Source organism: Weissella halotolerans DSM 20190 (genome assembly GCF_000420365.1).
Lineage (GTDB): Bacteria > Bacillota > Bacilli > Lactobacillales > Lactobacillaceae > Weissella > Weissella halotolerans.
In genome coordinates this window covers 312,039-336,920 of sequence record NZ_ATUU01000001.1, presented here as the reverse complement: position 1 = coordinate 336,920, position 24,882 = coordinate 312,039, and the positions used below count along the sequence as shown (strand labels likewise).

General features: G+C 44.6%; 24 protein-coding genes and 1 riboswitch. All 24 genes read left to right on the top strand.

What is annotated here, in order from left to right:
* Nucleotides 1–35 precede the first annotated feature (35 nt).
* Nucleotides 36–2,267 (top strand): RelA/SpoT family protein, encoded by a 2,232-nt coding sequence (locus tag G414_RS0101680; protein ID WP_022791137.1) that lies wholly within the window; start codon nt 36–38, stop codon nt 2,265–2,267.
* A complete protein-coding gene (gene dtd / locus G414_RS0101675) occupies nt 2,267–2,716 on the top strand; it encodes a D-aminoacyl-tRNA deacylase (RefSeq protein WP_022791136.1) in 450 nt (149 codons plus the stop codon). Before G414_RS0101680 ends, dtd begins: the two co-directional genes overlap by 1 nt.
* A gap of 128 nt (nt 2,717–2,844) precedes the next feature.
* Nucleotides 2,845–3,012: a type II toxin-antitoxin system RelB/DinJ family antitoxin gene (locus G414_RS0101670; RefSeq protein ID WP_022791135.1), complete on the top strand. Its 168-nt coding sequence runs from the start codon at nt 2,845–2,847 to the stop codon at nt 3,010–3,012.
* A gap of 102 nt (nt 3,013–3,114) precedes the next feature.
* Entirely contained in the window at nt 3,115–4,089 is a 975-nt protein-coding gene (locus G414_RS0101665) for a cation:proton antiporter (RefSeq protein WP_022791134.1), read from the top strand.
* Nucleotides 4,090–4,240: 151 nt separating this feature from the next.
* Complete coding sequence (locus G414_RS0101660; protein ID WP_022791133.1) at nt 4,241–5,122, top strand: CvfB family protein; 882 nt, start codon at nt 4,241–4,243, stop codon at nt 5,120–5,122.
* On the top strand, nt 5,119–6,036 hold the full coding sequence (xerD, locus tag G414_RS0101655; RefSeq protein ID WP_022791132.1) for a site-specific tyrosine recombinase XerD: 918 nt from the start codon (nt 5,119–5,121) through the stop codon (nt 6,034–6,036). Before G414_RS0101660 ends, xerD begins: the two co-directional genes overlap by 4 nt.
* 14 nt (nt 6,037–6,050) lie before the next feature.
* On the top strand, nt 6,051–6,422 hold the full coding sequence (locus tag G414_RS0101650; protein WP_022791131.1) for a hypothetical protein: 372 nt from the start codon (nt 6,051–6,053) through the stop codon (nt 6,420–6,422).
* Nucleotides 6,415–7,206 (top strand): segregation and condensation protein A, encoded by a 792-nt coding sequence (locus G414_RS0101645; RefSeq protein WP_022791130.1) that lies wholly within the window; start codon nt 6,415–6,417, stop codon nt 7,204–7,206. Before G414_RS0101650 ends, G414_RS0101645 begins: the two co-directional genes overlap by 8 nt.
* Nucleotides 7,199–7,831, top strand: coding sequence for an SMC-Scp complex subunit ScpB (gene scpB, locus G414_RS0101640; RefSeq protein ID WP_022791129.1), 633 nt, complete (start codon nt 7,199–7,201; stop codon nt 7,829–7,831). Before G414_RS0101645 ends, scpB begins: the two co-directional genes overlap by 8 nt.
* Nucleotides 7,824–8,594 (top strand): pseudouridine synthase, encoded by a 771-nt coding sequence (locus G414_RS0101635; protein ID WP_022791128.1) that lies wholly within the window; start codon nt 7,824–7,826, stop codon nt 8,592–8,594. The genes scpB and G414_RS0101635 overlap by 8 nt, the downstream gene beginning before the upstream one ends.
* Before the next feature lie 51 nt (nt 8,595–8,645).
* Nucleotides 8,646–8,783, top strand: a riboswitch (FMN riboswitch).
* Between the two features lie 73 nt (nt 8,784–8,856).
* Nucleotides 8,857–9,438: an ECF transporter S component gene (locus G414_RS0101630; protein WP_027694488.1), complete on the top strand. Its 582-nt coding sequence runs from the start codon at nt 8,857–8,859 to the stop codon at nt 9,436–9,438.
* 19 nt (nt 9,439–9,457) lie between these two features.
* Entirely contained in the window at nt 9,458–10,516 is a 1,059-nt protein-coding gene (locus G414_RS0101625) for a helix-turn-helix domain-containing protein (RefSeq protein ID WP_022791127.1), read from the top strand.
* Nucleotides 10,503–11,954, top strand: a complete 1,452-nt coding sequence (locus G414_RS0101620; RefSeq protein ID WP_022791126.1) for a RecQ family ATP-dependent DNA helicase — start codon at nt 10,503–10,505, stop codon at nt 11,952–11,954. The genes G414_RS0101625 and G414_RS0101620 overlap by 14 nt, the downstream gene beginning before the upstream one ends.
* A gap of 81 nt (nt 11,955–12,035) precedes the next feature.
* On the top strand, nt 12,036–12,602 hold the full coding sequence (locus G414_RS0101615) for an SAG1386/EF1546 family surface-associated protein (protein WP_022791125.1): 567 nt from the start codon (nt 12,036–12,038) through the stop codon (nt 12,600–12,602).
* A gap of 90 nt (nt 12,603–12,692) precedes the next feature.
* Nucleotides 12,693–13,376, top strand: a complete 684-nt coding sequence (cmk, locus tag G414_RS0101610; RefSeq protein WP_022791124.1) for a (d)CMP kinase — start codon at nt 12,693–12,695, stop codon at nt 13,374–13,376.
* Nucleotides 13,377–13,461: 85 nt separating this feature from the next.
* Nucleotides 13,462–14,694 (top strand): 30S ribosomal protein S1, encoded by a 1,233-nt coding sequence (gene rpsA, locus G414_RS0101605; protein ID WP_022791123.1) that lies wholly within the window; start codon nt 13,462–13,464, stop codon nt 14,692–14,694.
* A gap of 205 nt (nt 14,695–14,899) precedes the next feature.
* Nucleotides 14,900–16,210, top strand: coding sequence for a ribosome biogenesis GTPase Der (gene der, locus G414_RS0101600; RefSeq protein ID WP_022791122.1), 1,311 nt, complete (start codon nt 14,900–14,902; stop codon nt 16,208–16,210).
* Between the two features lie 216 nt (nt 16,211–16,426).
* The gene (locus G414_RS0101595; protein WP_022791121.1) at nt 16,427–16,702 is read left to right on the top strand and encodes an HU family DNA-binding protein; all 276 of its coding nucleotides are present in this window, start codon (nt 16,427–16,429) and stop codon (nt 16,700–16,702) included.
* 147 nt (nt 16,703–16,849) lie between these two features.
* Complete coding sequence (locus G414_RS0101590) at nt 16,850–17,686, top strand: bifunctional hydroxymethylpyrimidine kinase/phosphomethylpyrimidine kinase (protein WP_022791120.1); 837 nt, start codon at nt 16,850–16,852, stop codon at nt 17,684–17,686.
* Complete coding sequence (locus G414_RS0101585; RefSeq protein WP_022791119.1) at nt 17,661–18,200, top strand: ECF transporter S component; 540 nt, start codon at nt 17,661–17,663, stop codon at nt 18,198–18,200. The genes G414_RS0101590 and G414_RS0101585 overlap by 26 nt, the downstream gene beginning before the upstream one ends.
* On the top strand, nt 18,190–19,416 hold the full coding sequence (locus G414_RS07090) for an MFS transporter (RefSeq protein ID WP_022791118.1): 1,227 nt from the start codon (nt 18,190–18,192) through the stop codon (nt 19,414–19,416). The genes G414_RS0101585 and G414_RS07090 overlap by 11 nt, the downstream gene beginning before the upstream one ends.
* Before the next feature lie 54 nt (nt 19,417–19,470).
* Entirely contained in the window at nt 19,471–20,403 is a 933-nt protein-coding gene (locus tag G414_RS0101575; protein ID WP_022791117.1) for an L-lactate dehydrogenase, read from the top strand.
* Between the two features lie 76 nt (nt 20,404–20,479).
* Nucleotides 20,480–21,646: an exonuclease SbcCD subunit D gene (locus G414_RS0101570; RefSeq protein WP_022791116.1), complete on the top strand. Its 1,167-nt coding sequence runs from the start codon at nt 20,480–20,482 to the stop codon at nt 21,644–21,646.
* A gap of 1 nt (nt 21,647) precedes the next feature.
* Nucleotides 21,648–24,830: an AAA family ATPase gene (locus G414_RS0101565; protein WP_022791115.1), complete on the top strand. Its 3,183-nt coding sequence runs from the start codon at nt 21,648–21,650 to the stop codon at nt 24,828–24,830.
* Nucleotides 24,831–24,882 lie beyond the last annotated feature (52 nt).

Here is a 24,882-nt window from a genome sequence, read left to right as displayed (position 1 = left end):
TGCAAGCAAGTTCGCGAAGTGAAGGAAGATAAGTTATGGTAGAAGCAAAGGTTTTAACAGCAGCTGATGTGCATCAGTCAGTGGCATCTTATATGAGTCCGCAACATGTAGCTGAGATTGACCGGGCTTATGATTTTGCCAAGGCGTTGCACCAGGATCAACGGCGCCAATCTGGTGAGCCTTATATTATGCATCCCATCCAAGTGGCTGGTATTTTGGCGGATTTAAAAATGGACCCCGATACGGTCATTGCAGGCTACCTACATGATGTTATTGAAGATACAGATGCCACTTTGCCGGATTTAGAGGCAAGGTTTGGTCATAATGTGGCCATTATTGTAGATGGTGTTTCTAAATTATCCAAAATTAAGTACAAGTCCTCACGCGAGCAACTAGCGGAAAATCATCGTAAGTTATTGTTGGCGATGTCAAAGGATATTCGGGTTATTATTGTAAAATTAGCTGATCGGCTACATAACATGCGGACCCTAGAAGCCTTGCGTCCTGAAAAGCAGCGGCGAATTGCAGCTGAGACCCAGGAAATCTATGCGCCTTTAGCTGATCGACTGGGAATCATGACGATTAAGTGGGAACTGGAGGATTTATCCTTACGGTATTTAGATTCAGATAGCTACCATGATATTGCCAAAAAGATGAAGTTACGGCGTAAAGAACGCTTAGCCATCGTGCAAACTGCAGTTGAAGAAATTAAAGCGGCGATTAGTGACCTAGGATTATCCCATGTGAATGTTTATGGCCGGCCTAAACATATTTATTCTATTTATCGCAAGATGGTGGATAAGCATAAGGCCTTTGAAGATATTTATGATTTATCAGCTGTGCGTGTGATTGTCGATACGGTTCCAGACACCTATGCAGTTTTGGGGATGATTCATGCCCGCTGGACGCCAATGCCGGGTCGATTTAAGGATTATATTGCCTTGCCTAAGGCCAATGGGTATCAGTCCTTGCATACGACAGTGGTTGGACCAGGTGGGCGGCCAATGGAGGTTCAAATTAGAACTCACCAGATGCATGAGGTAGCTGAGTTTGGTGTAGCGGCCCATTGGGCTTACAAGGAAGGCCGAGTAGACGGAGCGGATGTAAAGAGCGATGACCAGCAAAAGTTAACCGTTATTCAAGGCATTTTAGAGTTAAAGGATGAAGCTAAGGATGCCGATGACTTTATGGAATCGGTAAAAGGCGATCTCTTTTCTGATCGGACCTTTGCATTTACCCCCAAAGGTGATGTAATCGAATTACCGCAGGGATCTGGGCCTTTAGATATGGCCTATGGCATTCATACGACTGTGGGAAATCATACCACCGGGGCTAAAGTAAATGACCGGATGGTCCCCTTAGATTATGAGATTAAAACGGGGGATATCGTTGAAATTATCACGTCGCCCAATGCTAAGCCCAACCGAGATTGGTTACAGTTAGTTGCAACTCGTCGTGCCCGGAATAAAATTCGGCGTTATTTCCGTCAACAGGACAAAAGTGAAAATATTCAAGCTGGTCGCCACATGGTGATGATAGCTGTTCAAGCCGCTGGTTACGATCCGGATGAAATCATGACGGTTGATAATGAACAACATGCGGTTGAAAAAAGTCATGTTCAATCAGTTGATGATATGTATGCCTCCATTGGGTTTGGTGATTTGAATGTCCATGGGGTGGTCAATAAAATGACTGAGGCCAAGCGTCAAGCTGAAGAAGAAGCCCGTCAGGCTGAACAACAACGCGCTATTTTAGAAGAGCATGCGACCCTAGAAAAGGGGGGCAAGAAGTTACCAACTAAGCGTAATGCTAAGGGGAGCGTCGTAGTTGAAGGGGCTGACAACCTTTTGATTCGACTGGGTCACTGTTGTACTCCGGTACCTGGTGATGCTATCACTGGCTATGTGACCAAGGGACGTGGTGTTTCCGTACATCGGGTCAACTGTCCTAACCTAAAAGCAATTGAGCGTGAAGGACAGCCTTTAATTGATGTTAATTGGGGGCAAGCAGCAGAACTTAAGCAGGCTGAGTATGAAGCCGATTTGCTGGTATTAGCAAATAATCGTGGAAAGTTATTAAATGACGTGATTAGGACAGTAAATAATACCACCAAATCCTTGAATTCAGTTAATGGCCGGTTAGATCATGGTAATAGTGTCAAAATAACATTGACCGTTGGTGTTCATAATCTGGAGCAATTACAGCATATTATAGATAGTATTCGTAATATTCAGGATGTTTATGAAGTAAAGCGAGCATTTAAGTAATGAAAATTGTCTTACAACGGGTTAAAAGGGCACAGGTTAGTGTAGATGGTACTATTTTAGGGCGCATTGGACAGGGATACCTCTTGCTAGTAGCGATTAGGGATGCCGATACGGATGCTGATATTGACTATCTTGTACGTAAGATTAGTCATTTAAGGATTTTTGATGATTCAATGGGTAAAATGAACTTAAGCATTCAGGATGTGAAAGGAGCTATCCTATCAATTTCACAATTCACCCTCTTTGCTGATACACGTAGAGGGAATCGGCCTAGTTTTACTCAGGCTGGTGAACCAACCTTTGCTAAGCAGATGTATGATTGCTTTAATCAGCGCTTAGCAAGTGAAAGTGGTTTAGTAGTCGAACAGGGGGCGTTTGGTGCTGATATGACAGTTGAACTAGTGAATGATGGGCCAGTGACGATTGTTTTTGACAGTAACCATAAATGATATTATAATTTCTCTATCTAGTTTTTATGAAAATCTGGGTAAGTGCTAAGGAAAGTACCAGTAGGTACCAAGGCAAAACTATGGTATACTACTGAAATCATAGAAAGTTATAAAAAGGGGAGAGCAAGATGGCAGAAAAGTTAATTCAATTGCGAGTTGAAGACACAGTGAAAGATCGGGCTGATGAAATCTTCAAGTCACAAGGTTTGACAACACAAACAGCAATTAAGATTTTCTTAACGCAGGTGGCTAATACTGGTCAATCACCATTTGATCATTTATTTGAAGGTAAGTAGTTAGGTCTACATATTAATATATTGTCGGTTGGGCTAATGCTTCAAGACGAACTAGTTGGGGGACTAGTTGGTTTTGAAGTGTTTTTTTTTAGGGGGTAAACGATGGAGATAGTGATGATAGGAGTAGTTTTAGTTAGTGCATTGTTACTTGGCTGGTTGGGAACAAAAATTGGCTTATCAATGGTCGTCGGCCAGCTCGTCGCTGGGGTCATTGTAGGTCCCGCATTATTAGGCTGGGTGCCCAATAGTGCTACCATTCATGAAATCGGTGAAATTGGAGTCCTTTTGCTGATGTTTAACGCCGGGTTAGAAACGGATGCCCAGGAGTTGAAAAATAATTTTAAGTCCGCAACGTCAGTGGCTGTAATGGGTGTTTTGGTTCCGTTAATTGTCTTTCCAATAGCGGCCCTTTGTTTTGGAGACCGCTTGCAGGTGGCAATATTTTGGGGAATTGTCTTCGCTGCAACATCGATTTCGATTACAATTGCTGTCTTAAGCGAGCAGGGTAAATTAAAGACCCTGGTGGGTTCAGTTGTTTTAGGGGCGGCAGTGATTGATGATGTCTTAGCATTACTCTTGGTTAGCACCTATGCCTTGCTACTAGGAGGTTCAGGCATTGGTGTCAGTGCTCTTTTGCCCTTAGTTCTGTTTGCGCTTGGTTTGTTAACACGAAAGTGGTCTCGTTCTGGGCAACTTTTGCACTATAGTCAACTCATTGGAGATTGGACTCTGTTCCCTATTTTCTTTGGTTCCATTGGACTAGCAGTTAATTTAGATCATTTTGGGGCTGAGTTACCCATGTTGATTGTGCTTACAATTCTCGCTGTCTTGACGAAATATTACGGTGCTAGTTTTGGTGCACGTTTGACGGGCATTCAACCAGCAGCTAGTCGGGCAATTGGTGCTGGAATGGTATCGCGTGGTGAAATGGCGCTGGTAGTGGTTCAGATTGGTCTACAGGCCAATATTCTAACCGCTGACGAATTTGCAAGTTTTGTCGTGGTTATTATCGTTTCAACGATTATTGCCCCTATTATGTTGCGTCCATTGTTGAAACGAGTACCAGTAAACAATTAAAGTGAAGCGTTTAACAGCCGACGAGGCTGTTTTTTTATTCGATAAAATTAGCCTACGAACCTGCATTTAAAGGGGATATCTGGTACACTTAGATGATATGAAAGATTTATTGCCACTTGGTAATAGGTGAAATTGACAGGGGGTCAATGAGATGACAAAACGGGTTGGTGACATACTCACGGCTAAGGTAACCGATGAAAATGATGATCATTATTTCGGACAAGTGGACGGCCTAACATATGAAATTGATAAGAAAGAACTGGAAAAACCATTACATATTGGTGGCTTAGTAACTGGTTTTGCTTATGAAAATGACGCCCATCGCTTACAATTAACCAAACACATTCCAGATGTACGCCTAGGTCATTATGCTTGGGGAAAGGTGACAGATATTCGGCGGGATTTAGGGGTGTTTGTTGATATTGGTCTGCCTAATAAGGACGTGGTGGTTTCTTTGGATGAGTTACCAACGATTAAAGAGTTGTGGCCCCAACGTGGAGATCGGCTCATGATTACCTTACGAGTTGATCAGAAAGAACGGTTGTGGGGTGAATTAATCACACCGGAATTGTTGCAAGCTGTCCGTATTCCTGCCAAACCTAGTCTGCGCAATAAAAATGTAAAAGCAACTGTCTATCGTTTAAAGATGGCTGGCACTTTAGTGATAACACAGGATTATCACTTTGGTTTTATCCATCCAAGTGAACGCCTACGAGAACCTCGACTGGGCGAAGTATTGGAGGCACGAGTGATTGGGGTTCGTGATGATGGAAATGTAAACCTCTCACTACGTCCTCGGGCCTACGAAGCGATTGACGATGATGCCCAGATGATTTTAACTTTGCTTGAAAAAAAGGGTGATCACTGCCTGCCTTATACGGATAAGTCAGATGCAGCAGCCATCAAACGTTATTTTGGTATGTCAAAAAGTCAGTTTAAACGGGCCGTTGGGCATTTATATAAGCAGCGTTTAATTCGCCAAGATGGTGATGGCATCCATTTGGTGATTAGTGGAGATGACGACCAAGCATGACTAGACTAGGGCTACCTCAACCAGTAACTGACAAAGTTGCTGATTTTGTTCATTACCTAGCCGTTGAACGTGGTTTATCTTTGAATACACGGTTATCTTATGAGCAAGATTTGCGTGAATTTTTTAGTTATCAGCTTGATCAAAAGTCCCCTTTAGCGCTGGAAAAGGTTGATCGTTACGACATCATGGCCTTTTTACGTTATCTTACTGATACAAAAAAAGCGAAGAGTACCGTTGTGCATATGGTTTCTACCTTGCGTCAGTTTTTTGTATTTGCCCTTGAACAAGGCTGGATTCAGCGTAACCCGATGGATCAAGTAGACACCCCCAAAGCTGGTCAGCATTTACCAGCCGTTTTGACAGTGGATGAGGTAGACGCCCTGTTGGCGGTCCCGGATACCACAACCCCGGTTGGCATTCGCAATCGGACTATTTTGGAGGTGCTTTATGCAACGGGGCTACGGGTCTCTGAGCTCGTTAATCTCAGCTTGGATGATTTGCATTTAGATTTAGGACTGTTAAAGATTCTTGGTAAAGGGGATAAAGAGCGTTTGATACCGATTGGTGATATTGCTGCTGACTGGTTACAACGCTATCTAGCAGAGGGACGTCCTTTATTAGGCAAAGAGCAGGATGCCCATGTCGTTTTTTTGAATCAACATGGGCATCGATTAACCCGGCAAGGCATCTGGAAGTTGATTAAGAGTTGGGTTAAAAAAGCTGGAATTGATAAGACCGTCTCCCCCCATACCCTACGCCATTCCTTTGCAACCCATATCTTAGAAAACGGAGCAGATTTACGGATTGTTCAAGAATTATTGGGGCATGCGGATATTTCAACAACCCAAATTTACACCCATATATCAGATAAGCGGCTGACTGAAGTTTATAAGCGCACGCATCCGCGAGCTTAATGAGAGGAGAGAGTATGTTAGTTAATGTAAAAAAAGATCAGCCTAAAATTGCGATTGGGCTACTGTCTTATTTACCAGCCTTTCATAAGTTTGCGGCAGCTCAACAAGAATACGCCTGGTATCAGGCAGATTCAAAGCGTGACTTATTACTTTGGCAGGATGAGGCGACCCATCATATGACTGCTTTAGTGGGGATTGAAGAAGCTTATCATACCATCGTCGTGCGTTTAATTGTGGTTGGCGCTGAAGTCCCTAGAAATCGTCGGCGAGCGGTCCGCCAGGTGGTATTGGACGCCTTGCAACAGCAATACCCAAACCAGGTGATAATGGGAACAATGACGACACAAAAGATGATCACAAGGTGGCGACAACAAGACCATGGCTAGTACAGTAACCTATCATTTAGCAGACTTTGACGGCCCCCTAGACTTACTACTACACCTGATAAAGACTAGTGAGGTGGATATTTTTGATATTCCGATTGTCTTAATCACCCAGCAGTATTTAGCTTTTTTACAAGCAGAGCAAGAACGTAACTTGGACATTGCGGGTGAATTTTTAGTGATGGCTGCAACCTTAATGTCAATTAAAGCGACTTATCTTATTCCAAAAAATGATAACGTAGACCTTGATGAAGACTTGGCTGACTATGTTGATGAGCCAGACCCACGGGTTGATTTGGTTAACCAATTGTTAGAGTATCAAAAGTATCAACAGGCGGCCGCTGAGTTGCGAGAACGTGAGGAGGAGCGTCAGTTACAATTTTCTCGCTTGCCAATGAGTCCGCCAGCTGATATAGAAAAGGCACCTTTACCTGCAGGAGTAGCCCTCAGTGATTTACAAACAGCCTTTGCTAAGATGATTCGGCGTCGACAATTGACGGAGCCTGCGGCGCGAACAATGGTAGCCGAGCAATGGTCCTTACAAGTACAAATGGGGGACATTATGCAAAAGGTTAGGGAACGTGGCAGGATGACGTTTGCTGATTTTTTTGATCCCCAAGATAATCGGGAGAAAATGGTAACAACTTTTTTGGGTATGTTAGAACTCGTGCGGCATCAATGTTTGCTGATTGAACAAGCGGATGCCTTTGGGACAATTAACGTGCAAAGTGGGCCACGACCCTATGAAACAATTGATTTTAGTGAGGATAAAAACGAGAATGGATAGTTTGGAACAGGTCGAAGGTTTATTATTTGTTGCTGGTGATGAAGGTATTTCGGTGGCTGAAATTGCCGCGGCCACTGATTTTGATAAGCCAGCCGTGCAAGGTTTACTAGAAGACTTAGCCCAAAAGTATGATCATGATCCAAGTTCTAGTCTGGCCTTGATGCAAACGGATGAGCGTTATCGCCTGGTAACTAAGGCTAACATTGCTTCGGTCATCCATCGCTACTTTACGGCTCCCTTGACGACAGCCCTGTCGCAAGCCTCCCTTGAGGTGCTAGCCATTATTGCGTATAAGCAGCCGGTGACCAGGATTGCAGTAGATGAAATAAGGGGTGTCCATTCAGCGGCGACCATTCAACGATTAGTTTTGCATAATTTAATTGAAACCAAGGGACGAGCAGACGAACCCGGTCGCCCTTATCTCTACGTCACAACGGATTATTTTCTGAATTACTTTGGCTTGACCACCTTGACTGATTTACCACCGTTGGTCACGGCTGATGCTTTAAATGCACTCCAAGCGCAAAAAGAGGAGACAGTCCCCTTGATGCCGCAAGTTAATAGCTCTCAATTCAAGCTCGACCAAGAGATAATGGATATAGATAAAGGAGAATCACATGGCTGAACGTTTACAAAAAGTAATGGCACAGGCGGGGGTCGCTTCACGGCGGGCTTCAGAAGATTTAATTACCCAAGGTCGCGTGACAGTTAATGGTCAGGTGGTCAGGACATTAGGGACGAAAGTTGAACCGCATGATCATATTGAAGTTGATGGTGCACCCCTGGAAGGACGCGAACGGTTAGTCTATTACTTGTTAAATAAACCACGTGAGGTGGTGACAACGGTTAATGATGATAAAGATCGGTTAACGGTGATGGACATTGTAGCCGATGTAAAAGAGCGTATTTACCCAGTGGGTCGCCTGGATTACGACACAACCGGTGCCCTATTAATGACTAATGATGGTGAGTTAGCTAACCAGTTGATGCATCCACGTTTCCAAATGGAGAAGGTCTACGTCGCAAAGGTGAAGGGCATCCCTAGTAATGACGAATTAAAGACCCTACGGCAGGGGGTCACAGTGCACACCATTGTCAATCACCGCCATGAAACCTTCCATGCGGCGCCTGCTAAGGCTGAAATTATTGGTGCTGATAAGCAAAAGCAAACAGCAATTGTCCGTTTAACCATCCATGAAGGTCGTTATCATCAAGTCAAAGAAATGTTGAAGGCAGTTGGCCATCCGGTATTGAAGTTAACCCGTGAGCGATATGGCATCCTAGACCTTACCTCATTAGCACCAGGTGAATATCGACCTTTGCGACGTGAGGAAGTTCAAGCCTTGAAACAAGGGAAGACTTTCCGTAAATCGGCTGGCCGGCTTTAAAACGCTTGACCCGCGGACAGGATAATTTTGATAATTTAATCAAAGTTAATCAAAACTCTTCAGGGCAGGGTGAGATTCCCGACCGGCGGTAAGCGAAAGTGAGTCCGCGACCCAGTTATCTAAACGGTAACTGGTTGACATGGTGTAAATCCATGACCGACAGTATAGTCTGGTATGCAGAAGAACTTAGTAATAGACATGACTGTCTTTTTTAGGTCGCCCTGGATCTAGAAAAGGCTTTTTTGTGTATTGGAGGTAACTGATGAAACATAGCCAACGTTTAAGTGTCATTGCGTTATTGGCGACGATGTCCTTTGTTTTAATGTTGGTTGGGCAAGTCGTATTGATTCCAACCGCTAGTTTTTTAAAATTAGATCTTTCCTTTCTGCCAATTTTTCTTGGGGCTGTTTTAATGGACTTAAGGGCAGGCTATGGCATTTTATGTTTACGGTCACTTCTTAAACTCTTGCTTGATGGTGGCGGACCAGCTGGTTATATTGGCTTACCAATGAATATTGTGGCGATGGGGCTGTTACTGACGGCCCTAATTTGGGCCTTGAATCGAAAAGCAGAGTGGTCAGTGAGCGCGCTGGTAAAGGGAGGCACCATTGGAACTTTAGCTATGACGGCCAGTATGGTACTATTAAACTGGATTTATGCGATTCCCTTGTATGCCCTTTTAGCTAATTTCGATATTGCTAAAACAATTGGGCTCGAGCACTATCTTTTATGGATGGTGGTACCCTTTAACCTTTTGGAAGGGTTAATCTTAACCATCCTGGTAGGATGCATGCTTTTCCCATTTAAAAATATTATTTTACGTTTAAGACGACAGGTTAATTAGTTGATTAAAGGAGGCGACGATGGCTGATGCACATGTGTTAACGCTATTTTCAGCGACGCAAGCCCGTCGGAGCCGCGTCTTATATGGCCTTTTGCGTAAACAGGCCACAGTATCAACTGAATATTGGGGACTCCGCTACGGATTGCTATCCATAGCGGGTTTTTTGCCTCAGTTAAAAAAAGAACAGTTTGATCAAGCGGTCGCAACCTGGCAACAAGCCGGCGCTTTGAGCATGGTAAGCCCAGGTCAATACCGATTAACTACAATGGGCCAGGCTAAAAGGAGCGAGTTTGAACAAGTTCATTACCAGCCCCGCTTTTTTAGTGCCTGGCAGAAATACCAGGTAGGTCATTTTCGAGATGTGTTTTTACTAGCTAATCAGGTGCTGTCAGAATGGGCTTACCATAACCGCCACTATTATCCTTTACAAATTCAACCTGCTGATATGTTTGCAGTGAAGCATTGGTTTATGCAGGCAAAGTCACCACAGTTAATTCAAGAGTGGGCAGATCAATTGGCAGCTTTTTTAAAAACATTGGCGCCTAAAGAGGCAGATCAGTGGATTGCTACCTGGCCTGGTCACCAGATAGCAGGGTTAAACGATGATCAAGTCCAGCTGCCATCCCATTACGATGAGCTTGATTATTGGGCTTGGCAAACAGATATGTATGTTAGCTTATTAGTCTGGTTAGCAACGACCAAACAACAGGGGCCTTTAACAGATTTTGCCCAACACTTTGCCCAGCCGAGGGGGTTGAGTTCAAGTGCTCGCCAAACCTTATCAGCGGTGGAAGCTGGATGGTCACTAAGTGCGATAAGTCAAAAGCGAGGGTTAAAAGTGGGGACCATTCGTGAGCATTTACTGACGGCTGCTATTTGGCTGCCTTTGGCAGATTTTCCCTACGCCTTGTTTTTAACTGAGCGCATCAGGGCGTACTTTCAGCAAAGGTTAGTGGGATCCATTGATGAATGGACCTTTGCTAGGGTGCGGCAGACTGATGATCCCCATGAGTTTTTCCTATTTCGTCTGTATGAAATTCATGAAACTAAGTTGGGAGGTGATCATGATGCCGGATGACCAACGGTTATATCAGGTCTTGGCAGACCATTTTCAATTTAGTAGCTTTAAACCTGGTCAAAAGGAAGTACTGTCAGCCCTTTTAGCTGGGCGCCAAACATTAGCCATGTTACCAACCGGTGCTGGTAAATCCTTGATTTATCAAATGATGGGGTATTTACGGCCTGGAACGGTAGTTATTGTGACCCCGCTTTTATCTTTGATGCAAGATCAGGTGGCCCGACTTAATTACATGGGCGAATCTGCTGTGGTAGCGTTAAATTCTACTTTGACTGGAGCTGCAAAACAGGCTGTCTTGCAGCAGCTGGGTCATTACAAATTTGTTTTTATTTCCCCAGAAATGTTAGGCCAAAAGGCGGTCATAGAAGCTTTTAAACGCATTCGTCTTAACCTTTTGGTGATTGATGAAGCACATACGATGGTTAGTTGGGGCCCGGATTTTCGACCAGATTACTTATCTTTACCGACTTTACATCAGGCGTTAGGTCGACCACAGCTCTTAATGCTAACAGCAACGGCAACCCCTACCATGATCCAAGAGCTCAAAACAGCTTTTGGGGCCACCGATGATTGGTATACCTATGTTCAGTCCGTTGATCGGCCAAATATTCACTTACACACTGAACAATTACCTGACCATAAAGCTAAAGACCAACGTTTGTTGACCTTGGTGCAGACACTTAGGGGACCCGGAATTATTTATTTTTCGAGTCGCAAATTGGCAACGACGATGGCGAATTGGTTGCAAACTGAGACTGGTCGCCAGGTAGTTGCCTATCATGGTGGCTTAGATCAGGTAGCCCGTTATCGGATTCAACAGCAGTATATGGCTGGTGATATTGATGTCATTGCGGCCACTTCCGCTTTTGGGATGGGAATTGACAAAGCTGATATTCGCTATGTGATTCATTACCACTTGAGCAGTGACATACCAAGTTATCTACAAGAGATTGGCCGCGCCGGCCGGGATGGCCAACCAGCGCTGGCTGTGTCGCTTTATGTGCCTGGTGATGAACGTCTTCAGTTGCATTTAATTGATCAGGGTATTCCTAGTTCGCAAACGATTGAACGGTTTGCAACTAAGCAGGGAGAACGGACGGGTATTGCAGATGTCCAACAACGTTTGCTAACCTACTACTTGGACCTGGCTGGTTATTCAATTCCTCAGGTTAAAGCCTTTTTTGGGCAACGGCGTAGCCAACGCCAAACTGATTTATATCAGCTGGTACAATATGTTCAAGCCAATGAACATTTACGGGCACAACTGATGCATTACTTTAATCAAAGTAGTGCTGAAGGTGTAGATGTAAATGAATCTTCAGGTGCAGCAAACTTGAAACTTGAGGCGCTTGGACTGGTAGCTAAACAAACTGGGCGGCATAAGTCGACGTTAACACCTTGGTCAGATCAGCTAAAAAAACTTTTTAAATTAGCTTAAGGAATTAAAAAAAGGGCTAGTTTGAAACAAAAAAACAGTGTATTGTAATAGCTAGTATTTAAGAGATTTGGGGAGGCCAATATGACCGATAAAGAAAAACAAAATGAGCCTTGGGAGGCATCTTTTAAAGATGAACAACCTAGCCAGTACTCGCGGTCAGAACATCGACGTAAGTCAAAACGGGTCAGCATGACAGTTGGCATCTTAGTTTTGTTAGTGGTCGTTTTATCATTTGTGCCCGTCTATAATTATTTACAAACGTTAAATCGCCCAGAAAATACTGAAACGGCTTGGACGACGTCTTCTAGTGAAAGTTCAGACACGAAGGTGACCGATCGAGCAAAGGAAAGTTCGGCCCGAGCTGCTTCAAAACGGGCTGCGAAAGCTAGTTCAAAGAAGGCGGCCAGTGAAGCTGAGGCTAAACGTGAAAGTGAAAAAGAAGCGGCCAAGGCTAGTTCAGAAACTGACCAAGAGAGTAGCTCAAGTAGTTCGAGTCAAGAAGATAAGCAATATGCCACCGTTGAAGCCGGGCAAGGTGCTTACCGGGTAGCAGCAAATGCCGGTATTTCTCAACAGGAATTACAAACATTGAATCCCGGTGTGAATTTGACTAACATTTATGCTGGTCAAAAGTTACGGGTAAAGTAGCGCTAAAGTGAGCAGTTGCCAAGTGGGGACTGCTTTTTTTATGGACTTAAGCCCAGTTGAGGCAAAAAAAGGACAGATGAGGACAAAAAAATGAAACCAATTCAAATTGCAATTGACGGGCCAGCATCAGCCGGTAAGTCAACAATCGCTAAGATTATCGCTCAGGATTTAGGTTATGTTTACGTGGATACTGGTGCTATGTATCGTGCAGCCACTTTAGCGGTTTTAAAGGCCCAAATCGATCCACAAGATGAGCAAGCGGTAAGTCAACTTGTACCTAAGTTGGTGGTCACGTTTGCTCCTGGGGAAGACCAGCAAGAAGTTTTTTTGGATGGTCAAAATGTGACGGCAGCTATCCGATCACAAGCAGTAGTTGAACATGTTTCAGTAGTGGCAGCCTATCAAACGGTACGCCAGGTCATGACGGCCAAGCAGCGTGAATTAGCACAAAGTACGAACGTGGTGATGGATGGGCGTGATATTGGAACAACAGTTTTGCCTCAGGCCCAGGTGAAGATTTTCTTAGTGGCATCCGTCAAAGAACGGGCTGAACGTCGCTATAAAGAAAACCAAGCTAAGGGTATTAATCAAACTGAAACCCTTGCAGAACTGGAGACGGCCATTAAAGAGCGCGATTACTTGGACTCCCATCGTGCATTATCACCGTTAAAACAGGCTCAAGACGCGGTCAAGTTAGATACGACAGGCTTAACTATTGACCAGGTTGTAGCCAAAGCTAAGGCCTTAATTGCAGAAAAGTTAAGTAAAAGATAAAGAAAGTTGGTCCCAACCCTAGTAATTATTAGGCTTTACTTGTATAATGATTTTTAGAGTCGTGTGACCAGGAGGATATATTGTAATGAACGAAGAGAACAACGAGCTATTGGAAGCTCTTAATAGCGTAGCCGAAGTAAAGGTTGGCGATGTGGTTAAGGGTGAAGTCTTGGCTATTGATGATAACCGTCAAATTATTGTCGGTATTGAAGGCGCTGGTGTTGAAGGTGTCATTCCTTTGCGTGAGTTAACTTCAGACCGTGATGCTGACGTTAATGATCTTGTCAAGGTTGGAGATGTTTTGGACTTGGTGGTTGTATCAACTATCGGTTCTGACAAAGAAGGTGGCTCATACCTATTGTCAAAGCGTCGCCTTGAAGCTCGTCGTGCTTGGGAGGAAGTCGCAAGCAAGTATAGCGTAGATGACATTGTTGAAGTTCCCGTAACACAAGTTGTTAAGGGTGGCTTGGTTGTTGATGTAGATGGCGTACGTGGATTCGTCCCTGCATCAATGATTGAAAACCGTTTTGTCCAAGATTTGAACCAGTACAAGGGACAAACTATTCGGGCTAAGATTATTGAAATTGATCCAGCTGAGAGTCGTTTGATCTTGTCACGTCGTGAAGTGCTTAATGAAGAGCGTAAAGAAGCTTTGGAGCGCATCTTTAACGAATTGTCAGTTGGCGATGTCGTTGAAGGTAAGGTTGCGCGGATGACTAACTTCGGTGCCTTTGTTGACCTTGGTGGTGTTGATGGATTGGTTCACGTTTCTGAAATCTCACATGAGCGTGTTTCACAACCTTCAGATGTATTGTCTGTTGGTGAAGACGTTAAGGTGAAGATTTTGGGCTTGGATCCAGAACGTGAGCGTATTTCATTGTCAATCAAGGCTACTCAACCAGGACCATGGGAGAACATTGAAGAAAATGCTCCTGAAGGTGCTGTTCTTGAGGGAACTGTTAAGCGTGTCGTAGACTTTGGTGCCTTTGTGGAAGTATTCCCAGGCGTTGAAGGTTTGGTCCACGTTTCACAAATTTCACACAAGCATGTTGATAACCCAGCCGACGTTTTGAAGGCCGGTGACAAGGTACAAGTTAAGGTTTTGGATGTTAACCCAGAACGTCAGCGTCTATCATTGTCAATTAAGGCTTTGGAAGAAGCACCTGCACGTAGTGAAGAAGGCAACAATGACGAGCGTCCACGCCGTCAACGTCGTCCACGTCAAGACCGTGCACCAAAGAACTACTCAACTTCAGAGGATGAGGGTTCAGCTACTTTAGGTGACGCCTTTGGTGATATCTTTAAGAAGTTTGACTAATTACGCTATTTAAAATAGTTAATTATTAAGCGTGTACCAGGTTAATGCCTGGTACACGCTTAATTTTTTAATCATACTTGTGGTATGCAAACCGTGGTAAAATAAGGAAAGCATACCGGCTAGTAGGAAGGATAAGTGAACTTAAATTCACTAGTCCTAATGACGACATGCCACAAGGTAAGAAATAAACCTAAAGGAGGCTGTGATGGCACTACCAGTAGTAGCAATTGTGGGACGCCCTAATGTCGGCAAATCCACGTTATTTAACCAAATTGCTGGGGATCGAATTTCAATTGTTGAAGATACCCCAGGGGTGACGCGCGACCGTATTTATACCCGCGCAGATTGGTTAACCCATGAATTTCGCCTGATTGATACTGGCGGGATTGATATGCGTGATGAACCTTTCATGACTCAGATTACACAACAAGCAGAAATTGCCATTGATGAGGCGGATGTCATTATTTTTGTGGTGTCGGCTAAAGAAGGGGTCACTGAAGCTGATGAACATATTGCTAAGATTTTATATCGGTCCAAAAAGCCAGTAATCCTAGCAGTCAATAAGGTTGATAATCAAGCCTTACGGGCAGATATTTATGAATTTTATGCCCTTGGTTTTGGAGAACCACATCCCATTTCTGGAACACACCGGACTGGGGTAGGGGATCTTTTAGATCAGGTAGTGGCGGATTTTCCAGCCGAGAGTGACCCAGAGGATCAGGATGCCATTCGTTTTTCAATTATTGGTCGGCCTAACGTGGGTAAATCATCCATTGTAAACGCCTTACTAGGTGAGGAACGGGTTATTGTATCAGATGTTTCTGGAACCACTCGAGATGCAATAGATACAAAGTTTGTAAGTCCTGAAGGTGATGAGTTCGTAATGGTTGATACAGCCGGTATTCGTAAACGGGGTAAGGTTTATGAATCAACCGAAAAGTATTCGGTTATGCGAGCTATGCGGGCTATTGATGATTCTAATGTGGTATTAATGGTACTCACTGCTGAAGAGGGGATTCGTGAGCAAGATAAACACGTGGCCGGTTATGCTCATGAAGCTGGTCGCGGAGTCATTATTGTCGTGAATAAGTGGGATACGATTGAAAAAGATACTCATACAATGAATGAGTTTGAGGCCCATATTCGTGAAGAGTTCCAGTACCTTTCATATGCACCTATTGTGTTCGTATCAGCAAAAACGAAGCAACGATTAAATAAGTTACCTGATTTGATTAAGCGGGTTGATGAAAATCATAAGCGTAGGATTCCATCAGCCGTATTAAATGAGGTCATTATGGATGCTTTGGCGATGAATCCCACGCCAACTAAGAACGGTAAGCGGCTGCGGGTTTACTATGCTACTCAGGTAGCCATCCAGCCACCAACCTTTGTCGTCTTCGTCAATGATCCAGAATTAATGCACTTTTCATACGAACGCTTCCTAGAAAATCAAATCCGAAAGGCCTTTGATTTTGAAGGGACGCCAATCCATGTCATTAAACGTGCACGTAAATAGTGAGTATAGTTTGGATGGACTAGGATGATTTCAAGGTAGTAATGGGGTTTTATCCGTCAAAAACCCCAAAAACCGCATGATAGCAACGTTTTTAATCTAAAAAACGTTGTTTACCCGGGTGATTTATGCTATTCTAGTTATCGAATTGAAGTGGCTTAGGCTATATTTCATTTTAAAGAACTAATATTTTTTAGTAACCTTAGGAGGATAAGACACATGGCTAACAAACAAGAATTGGTAAACGATGTTGCAACTGCAACTGGTTTGACTAAGAAAGACGCCACAGCAGCGGTGGATGCTGTGTTCGCCTCAATCCAAGATACTTTGGCAAAGGGTGAAAAGGTTCAATTGATTGGTTTTGGTAACTTTGAAGTACGTTCACGGGCTGCTCGTAAGGGTCGTAACCCACAGACTAAGGAAGAAATTGAGATTCCTGCATCAAAGATTCCTGCTTTCAAACCTGGAAAGTCACTTAAAGAAGCTGTGAAGTAAACCATTAGCTTTATCCAAAAGGGGCTAACTCAATTTGAGTTGGTCCTTTTTTGTGTATATGGTCACCAGCTTTTTCAATTAAGTAAAATGGTGGCAGAATCGTTATATGCTACACTAGAAAACATGAGCTAGGGGAAGGTGATGAGGATGAAAAAACGAATTATAACAATCGGTGGGTCAGATAGCTTATCAGGTGGTGGCATTCAGGCAGACTTGGCCACTTTTACCGAGTATGGTTTTCAAGGCCTGTCTGCCCTGACGAGTATCGTCACTGCTGACTCAGCGGATTTTCATATTCATCCCTTAGCTACGAATCTCTTGAAGGAGCAGTTAGCGACAATGGCCACCTTGGATGGGTTGGCCGCGGTGAAGACAGGGCTGCTAGTGTCGCCTGAACAAGTGACCATGGTGGCTCATTTTTTAAAAACAGTCATTCTACCACTGGGCTTGCCGATCGTTATCGACCCGGTGATGGTTTTTAAGGAAGCAGGGGCACCAACATTAAGTCCACTGGGGCGTACACTTAGTGAAGCCTTATTTCCCTTAGCAACTGTGGTAACTCCTAATTTAGTTGAAGCTAGCCAATTGACGTGGGATCAAATCACTGATGAGGCAGGTTTAATAGCAGCAGCTAAGAAAATTCAAGTCAGCGGGCCTAAGGCAGTTGTCGTAAAAGGGGGTCAGCGCTTAGCAGGTCGGCAAGCGGTTGACGTATTAGTGACGACTGATGAAGTTAACGTTATGTACCAGCCCCAAGTCAACACGCCCTTTAATAATGGTGCTGGTTGCACCTTCTCAGCTGCTATCGCTAGTCAATTGGCCCTAAAGCAGTCGGTCTTTACTGCAGTGACAGATGCCAAACAATTTGTTCATGCGGCCATTCAATCTGGTCTGCCCCTGGATCAGCAGCAAACATTAGGGATGGTCTGGCAATCGGCCCGCCGACTAGGAGGTCAACATGAAGAAACAAACGCAAAGGATTAAATCACTTACCATATTAGCCATGCTGGTGGCATTAAATTTAGTGTTGAGTTATGTCATCAAGTTGCCTACGCCGACGGGATTTATTTCGCTCGTTGAAGTAGGGATTTTTTTGGCAGCTTGGCTTAGGGGCCCTAAGGCCGGTGCCATAGTGGGAGCCATAACAGGTGGTTTGCTAGACATGCTTAGTGGCTATCCCCAGTGGTTAATCTTTTCTGCCCTGATTCATGGAAGTGAGGGCTGGTGCCTCGGCCATGCTAAGCCAACACCGACTTCGCGCTTAGTTTATAGCTTTTTAGGAGGAGTGATTATGGTTATCGGCTACTGGCTTGTAGGGGGATTATTACTCTGGTTAGCCAGCCCAGCGCTTAGTTGGTTGGGTGCGCTTAAAACTGCTAGTGTCGAAGTGCCGCTTAATAGTGCTCAGGTAATCATTGGTGGCCTGGTTGCCACACTTATTCAACCTTTTATTAAAGTGCAAAAAATGGAAAAGGAGTCTTACAATTTTGATAAATAAACAAAGCAGCCAGCAAAGTGTTTGGTTAACCTTAACCGTTATCTTGATGGGCTTAATGATGCGGTCGCCCATCTCCACGATTCCCTTAATGTTGCACCAAGTTGCAGCTACACTGCATGTTTCTCTAGCGCATTTAGCAATTTTAACGACGATTCCCTTAGTTATGTTTTTATTGATTTCAAATTGGGCGGCTAAAACCATGGCGGTATTAGGATTGAAGCGTGCATTAACCTATGCCGTTTCGGTGATTGTGATAGGTTCGCTTTTACGCTGTTTACCTTTTATGACCACGATGCTGGTTGGAACCGTCCTAATTGGGATGGGCGTTGCCTATCTGAATGTATTAATGCCTGCTTTGATTACAGCCTATTTTCCTTTACAAGTAGGAGCCTACACGTCATTGTATACGGTGATGATTATGCTAGGGGTTGCCTTTTTTAATATCTTAACCGCACCAGTTGTAGACCATTTTAGTTGGCAAGTGATGATGGTGGTTTTAGTAGTTATTCCAATTTTCACGCTGGTCTGTTGGTTACTAGCCCGTCGACGGGCGCATACGGTCTCCCTTCCAGTGCGATCCGGATATAAGGATAAGGAAGTAACGCAAGCAGTGAGACGATTGTGGACGAACCCACGTGCATGGGCCTTATTAATGACATTTGGTGGACAGTCCGTGATTAATTATGTTTCTGTTGCCTGGATGCCGGCCTTAATGACTGTGCACTTGGTTCCTCCGGTGACGATTGGCTGGTTAATGGCCCTTTATTCCTTGATTGGTATGCCAACCTCCTTGTTTTTACCAAATTTAGTGATTAGATTATCAGCTAAATGGTTAAACCTGCTAATTTTGATTTCAACAGGATTGGGGCTCTTGGTGGCAGGGATGCTTTGTTTCCAATTAGATGGGACACCCCAATATTGGGCGGCCATCCTGTTGATTATGGGCTATGTGACAAGCTTTTTCTTTATTTTTACAATGACAATGTTTGTTAAAAAGACACAGACGGCTGCGCAAACTGCAGCAGTCTCCGGCATGGCCCAAGCAGGTGGTTACTTAATGGCTGCGCTTGGACCTATCTGGTATGGACATGCTTTTGCTAAATCACCAGCTGGTCTAGGTCAAAACATTGCCTTTATGGTAGTAGTGTTGGCAATGGGCTGGGCAGCTTGGTATTCAAACCGGACGAGCGATATCTTTAGTGTAAGTAAGGTATAATAAAATAAGGGTGAAAGGTGTTCTTAGTTTTAGACTGGTAGAGAGGATAACGAGATGACAAAAAAAGTAGGGATTATCGGTATGGGAAATGTTGGTTGTGCCGTGGCTCATGCCATGATGGTTGCTGGTACGGCAGATGAGTATGTTTTTTTAGACCATACTGAAGAGAAGGTGGTGGCTAATCAACTTGACTTTGAAGATGCCATGGCTAATTTGACCCATCATGCAAGCATCAGGGTGAACGACTGGTCGGCCTTGGCAGATGCCGATGTCTTAATTTCAACTTTGGGTAATATAAAATTATCACAGACCAGCGGTGACCGACTTGCAGAATTACAGTTTACAAGTCAGATGGTAGCCCAGGTGGCAGATCAGATTAAGCAAAGTGGCTTTAAAGGCACTTTAATTGTCGTGTCGAATCCTTTGGACGTGATTGCCACGCTTTTCCAATCTTTGACCGGTCTGCCGGCAAATCAGGTCATCGGAACAGGGACATTACTGGATACGGCCCGGCTACAACGTCTATTGGGACAGGCGCTTCAAGTTGATCCACGTTCCATTCAAGGCTATGTGCTTGGCGAACATGGTAATTCACAGGTTGTTGCTTGGTCAACGGTCAAGGCGCTGGGACAACCCATTCAGGGGTTGCTGGAAGAACGAGAGCTTGATCAGACAAAGCTTGAACAGGCAGTTATTGCTGGTGGCATGCAAGTAGCGCAAGGTAAGGGCTTTACAAGTTATGGTATATCTGCGGCCACGGTCCGTTTAGCCACCGCAATTTTAACCAATGAACATGCACAATTGGTTGTCTCACATCGGCGACCAGGACAAATGGTTTATAGTTCTTATCCAGCGGTAGTTGGACGGCAAGGCATTCTAGCTGAAGCCCACTTAGATTTATTGCCAGGAGAAGAGCAACAATTGGCCCAGTCCGTGGCGTTAATCCAAGAACGCTTTGAGGAGATTAAGGCGGTCATCACTGCATGAGCTAAGTTTAAGTAGGAAATCAAAGTAAACATGGGTCCATGTTTACTTTTTATTTGGATATTAGGAGGGGGGAGTAATGCGGTTTTTACAAACAGCTGACTGGCATATCGGTAAAGAATTGGGTGATTATTCACTGCTTGAGCAGCAAAAAACGGCCTTTGAGGAAATGCTGAAGGTGGCTGAGGAACGACAGGTCGATGCGGTTATCATTGCCGGTGACCTTTATGACCGCAGTATTGCCTCTACTCAGGCGGTCAATGTCTTAGAAAGCATGCTACGGGAACTTAACTTAACAGCTAAGTTACCAATTTTTGCAGTTTCAGGTAACCATGATGGGGCCACCCGGCTAGGCGCTGGTCGTGAATGGCGAGAGTATAATCATCTATATCTAGCAACGACCTTGGCCCAAGCTTTTGAACCAGTCACCCTAGGAGATGTTCAAGTTTTCATGTTGCCCTTCATTGATCCCTTAGCAGCTCGGGTTTATTACCAGGTTGATCAGACTGATCATTCCATGCAAACGATTGGCCAAGTTATGGAGCGTGTAGTTCCAGATATGGTTGCCCAATTTGATCCAAATAAAAAGCATTTGCTGGTTACTCATTATTATGTAACGGGGCAAGGTAATGGTGACTATGATTTTACTAGTGAAACGAATTCACGCGTTGGTGGGTTACGGGGGTTAGATGCACGACAATTTACGGCCTTTGATTATGTTGCCCTTGGCCATCTTCATTTACAACAGGCTAGCCCGAATGCAAAAATGCAATACCCTGGTTCCCCCATTAAATTTAATACGAAGGAAGCCCAGACGACAAAAGGGGTCTTTATTGTTGATCTAGATGCCCAAGGACTTAGAACTGAATTTGTCCCCTTACATCCAAAAAAAGATTTGATTTTAGTTGAAGGTAGCTATGCACAGGTAACGTCGCCCACTGTCTATCAACGGTATGCGCGTGGTGGCGCCAACTTATTTAGTATCAAGTTAACTGATTATCCAAAAGGTCGGCAGATACGGCAAACGTTGGCTTCTATTTATGGTGACCTTGTGGAAGTTCAGTACCCACCACGTGAAGGCACCCAGTTGTCAGCTACTCAGCTGACAGGAAAGGCAAATGAGCAAAACCCACAAACTATGATTGCCGACTTTTATCAAGCAGTCATGAAGAAGCCCCTTACAAAGCAGCAAGCAGCGATAACGGAGAAGACCTTAACCCGTTTGCAAGCAGAGGAGGAAGGATAAGATGCGACCATTAAAATTAAGCATGCACTATTTTGGCCCTTATGAAAGAGAAACGGTTGATTTCACGAAATTTCAGGAATCACAATTATTCCTAATTGCTGGGCCAACTGGTGCTGGGAAGACGACCTTATTTGATGCGATGGTGTATTGCCTTTTTGGTGTGGGCACGGGAGAACGGGAACCCAAAGCCATGCGTAGTGAGTTTGCACCCAGTGATGGTTTGACCCGGGTAGACTTTTGGTTTGAGCACCAAGGCCACTATTATCATCTTTGGCGTAGCCCAGAACAGGAAGTCTTAAAAGCCCGACCTAAGGGGCCAAATGATACTAAAAAACAAACCAGTCAGGCTGAACTAGCCGAAGTTGATGCGACCTTAACTAAGCCCTTAGTCCCTTTAGCTAGCAAGCAAAAAGAGGTAACAACCACGATTGAAAGGTTGCTACACTTGACGGCAAATCAATTTCAAAAAATTATTTTGTTGCCGCAAAACCAATTTCGTGAGTTTTTAGCGGCTAAAAGTGATGATAAGTTGGCCATTTTAAGAAGCTTGTTTGGCAGTGAACTTTATTTGGCATTTACTAATGACTTGAAAAGTCAAAGTAAGCATGCTCAGCAGACGGTGGTGACGTTGACGGCACAACGGGATCAATTATTGGCCCAGCAAGTATGGCCAGATGGGATTGACATAGCCAAGGTGGCACCAAGTCCCCATGAAAAGGTTCAGTACTTAGCCCGTTTAAACCAAGCTGCTAAGGAAAGTATCCAGACTGCAGAGCTTCAGTTAGCAGAAGTTAAAGCTAACCGGAAAAGGCAGGAGGTAGCTTTTAATCAAGCTCAAGCACTGGAAGCTAAGTTTGATTATATAAAGAACCAGCAAAAACAATTGGCCATCCTTGAGCAAGATAAGGCTAAAATGAAAGGCCTGGGTCGGGAACGAACTAAACTGCAGTGGGTGCATAATCATTTGACCATTGTAAGTCAGCTGGAACAGAACGAACAATTGCTGGGGCAGGTGCATGGGCAGTTAGTTGAGGCCCAGCAACAGCTAAAACAAGAACAGAATGCCTTAGCTAGTGCCCAGGCAGAACTAGCAGTTTTAGAAAATGATCACCAGACTTGGCCAAAAAAGCAAGCGCGGATTGATCTTTTGCAGGGGGAGTACTTGCCGCAGGCGCAACGTTTAGCAGACTTACAGCTACAAATTAACCAAGCTAGCAAAAAGCAGGCAGCCGTTCAGGAAACTGTTACCAAACTTACGGACCAGGCAGCCTTGATTGACCAGCAGCAAAACGAACTTACGCCAGTCCTTGATCAGGCGGCTTCGGTGACTAAACAGACGGAGGCCTTAGAAGAGTTAGGGCAACAATTACGCACCCTAAAGCAAGCCGCTTCGGCCGTTGATAAAAGTGCTAAACAGGTGGACCAGGCTAAACGTCAAGTGGCTAACCAAGAGCAGCTACTAAAGCAAGCACAGCAAGCTTTGCAAGCGGCCCAATTAGTGGAAGGCCAATCATTAAGCCACCGTCGGACAGCCATGGTGGCCCAGTTGCAGGCTGAACTAAGACCAGGTGAACCTTGTCCTGTTTGTGGACAGCCCTATCAGAGCGAGCATGATCAGGCAAACATGGTTGAAACTGATACGGGCAAATTACAGGCTGCCATGCAGGAGGTCGAGGATGCCAGGCAGGCCACCATTGTGGCTAGTCAAACTGTTACGCGCTATCAAACGGAGTTGGACCACGCTAAAACTAGCTTGTCTAAGCAGACGGATGAATTAACTAATCAAGAGGCAACGTTTGCAAAGGAGAAAGATGCTTGGCAGACTGCCTATCTAAAAGCGGGTTTTAACTGGTCTGAACAGCCGCAAACGGCAGATGATTGCGAACAGATTTTAAAAGGACAGGCAGCGTCCTTAAAAGTGAGTCAAGAGCAATTAGGGGTAGCTCAAAAAAACGCAACGGCGTTGGCAGAACAGGCACAGGCTTTAGCTCAGGAAAGGGCAGTTTTGGCAGAGAAGGCGCGGGGACTGGCTGAACAGTTGGCCGCCCTGCAAAAGGAGGCCAACTCCATAACAGAGACACAGGATCAACTGGCAACAGTTGAAGCTTATCAAGTCGAACTGGACCAGTTGAAGGCCTATCTGCAGGCTGCCCAGACAAAATGGAACCAAGTTCAGGATATAAAAACAAACGCTCAGGCGAAGGTAGCCGCCAAAAAGGATCAAATTGAGCGCTTGCAAGCAACCTGCGATGAGCATCAGAACGCGGTCAAAGCGGCCCGACAAGAGCTAAGTACTGAGCTTGCTCAGACTGATGAGGTATCGGCAGCCGATTTGCCAGCATTAGTAGCAACCGTGCGCAATACGAACCGCTTAACGGAAGTGGTATCGCAAATTGAACAGTTTGAAACCCAGGTTACGACCTTAACTAGAGAAATTGATCAGGCTAAAGATGAATTACGAGGTCAAGTGAAACCTGATCTGACAGCGATGCAGACGCAGTTAATGGAGTTAGCAGATGAAATCGACCAAAAACAAGTTCAACTGGCTAGAGACCAAGCGACTTGGCAACAAAGGGAACAGCAGTATCAGCACTTACTGACCGTGCAAGAAAAGATTGCCCAAACAGATGAGCAAGCGCAGGAACTGATTACCCTGGCTAAGGTTGTTGATGGTGATAATCCAGAAAATTTGCGTTTGGAGCCTTATATCTTACGGCAGTTTATGGCCGAAGTGCTCGATTATGCAAATGAACATTATCTTGGCCAATTTTCAAATAACCGTTATCAATTCCAGTTATCAACGACGAGCTCAGGACGGGCTAATCGTAATGGCTTAGACATTGACGTCTTGGATCAAGATGTTGGTCAAATTAGACCAACCAGCACCTTGTCGGGTGGAGAATCATTTATTGCTGCGCTTTCCATTGCATTGGCCATGGCAGAAGTTGTACAGTTACGGGCCGGTGGGGCTCAGATTGAAGCACTCTTTATTGATGAGGGCTTTGGTTCTTTGGATGCGACAACCTTAGACCAGGCAATGGAGGCTTTGGCTCAGGTAGAAGCTAGTGGTCGCCTAGTGGGCGTAATTTCTCATGTTACAGCGATGCAGCAACAAATTCCACAGCAAGTGAAGGTACAAAAAGTGGGCAACGGGCGCAGCCGGATTAGTTATCAGTTGGCTTAAACGACGCTCAGTGTTAGTTGATGGCAGATGATGAAAAAGGATCCTCCTAGCA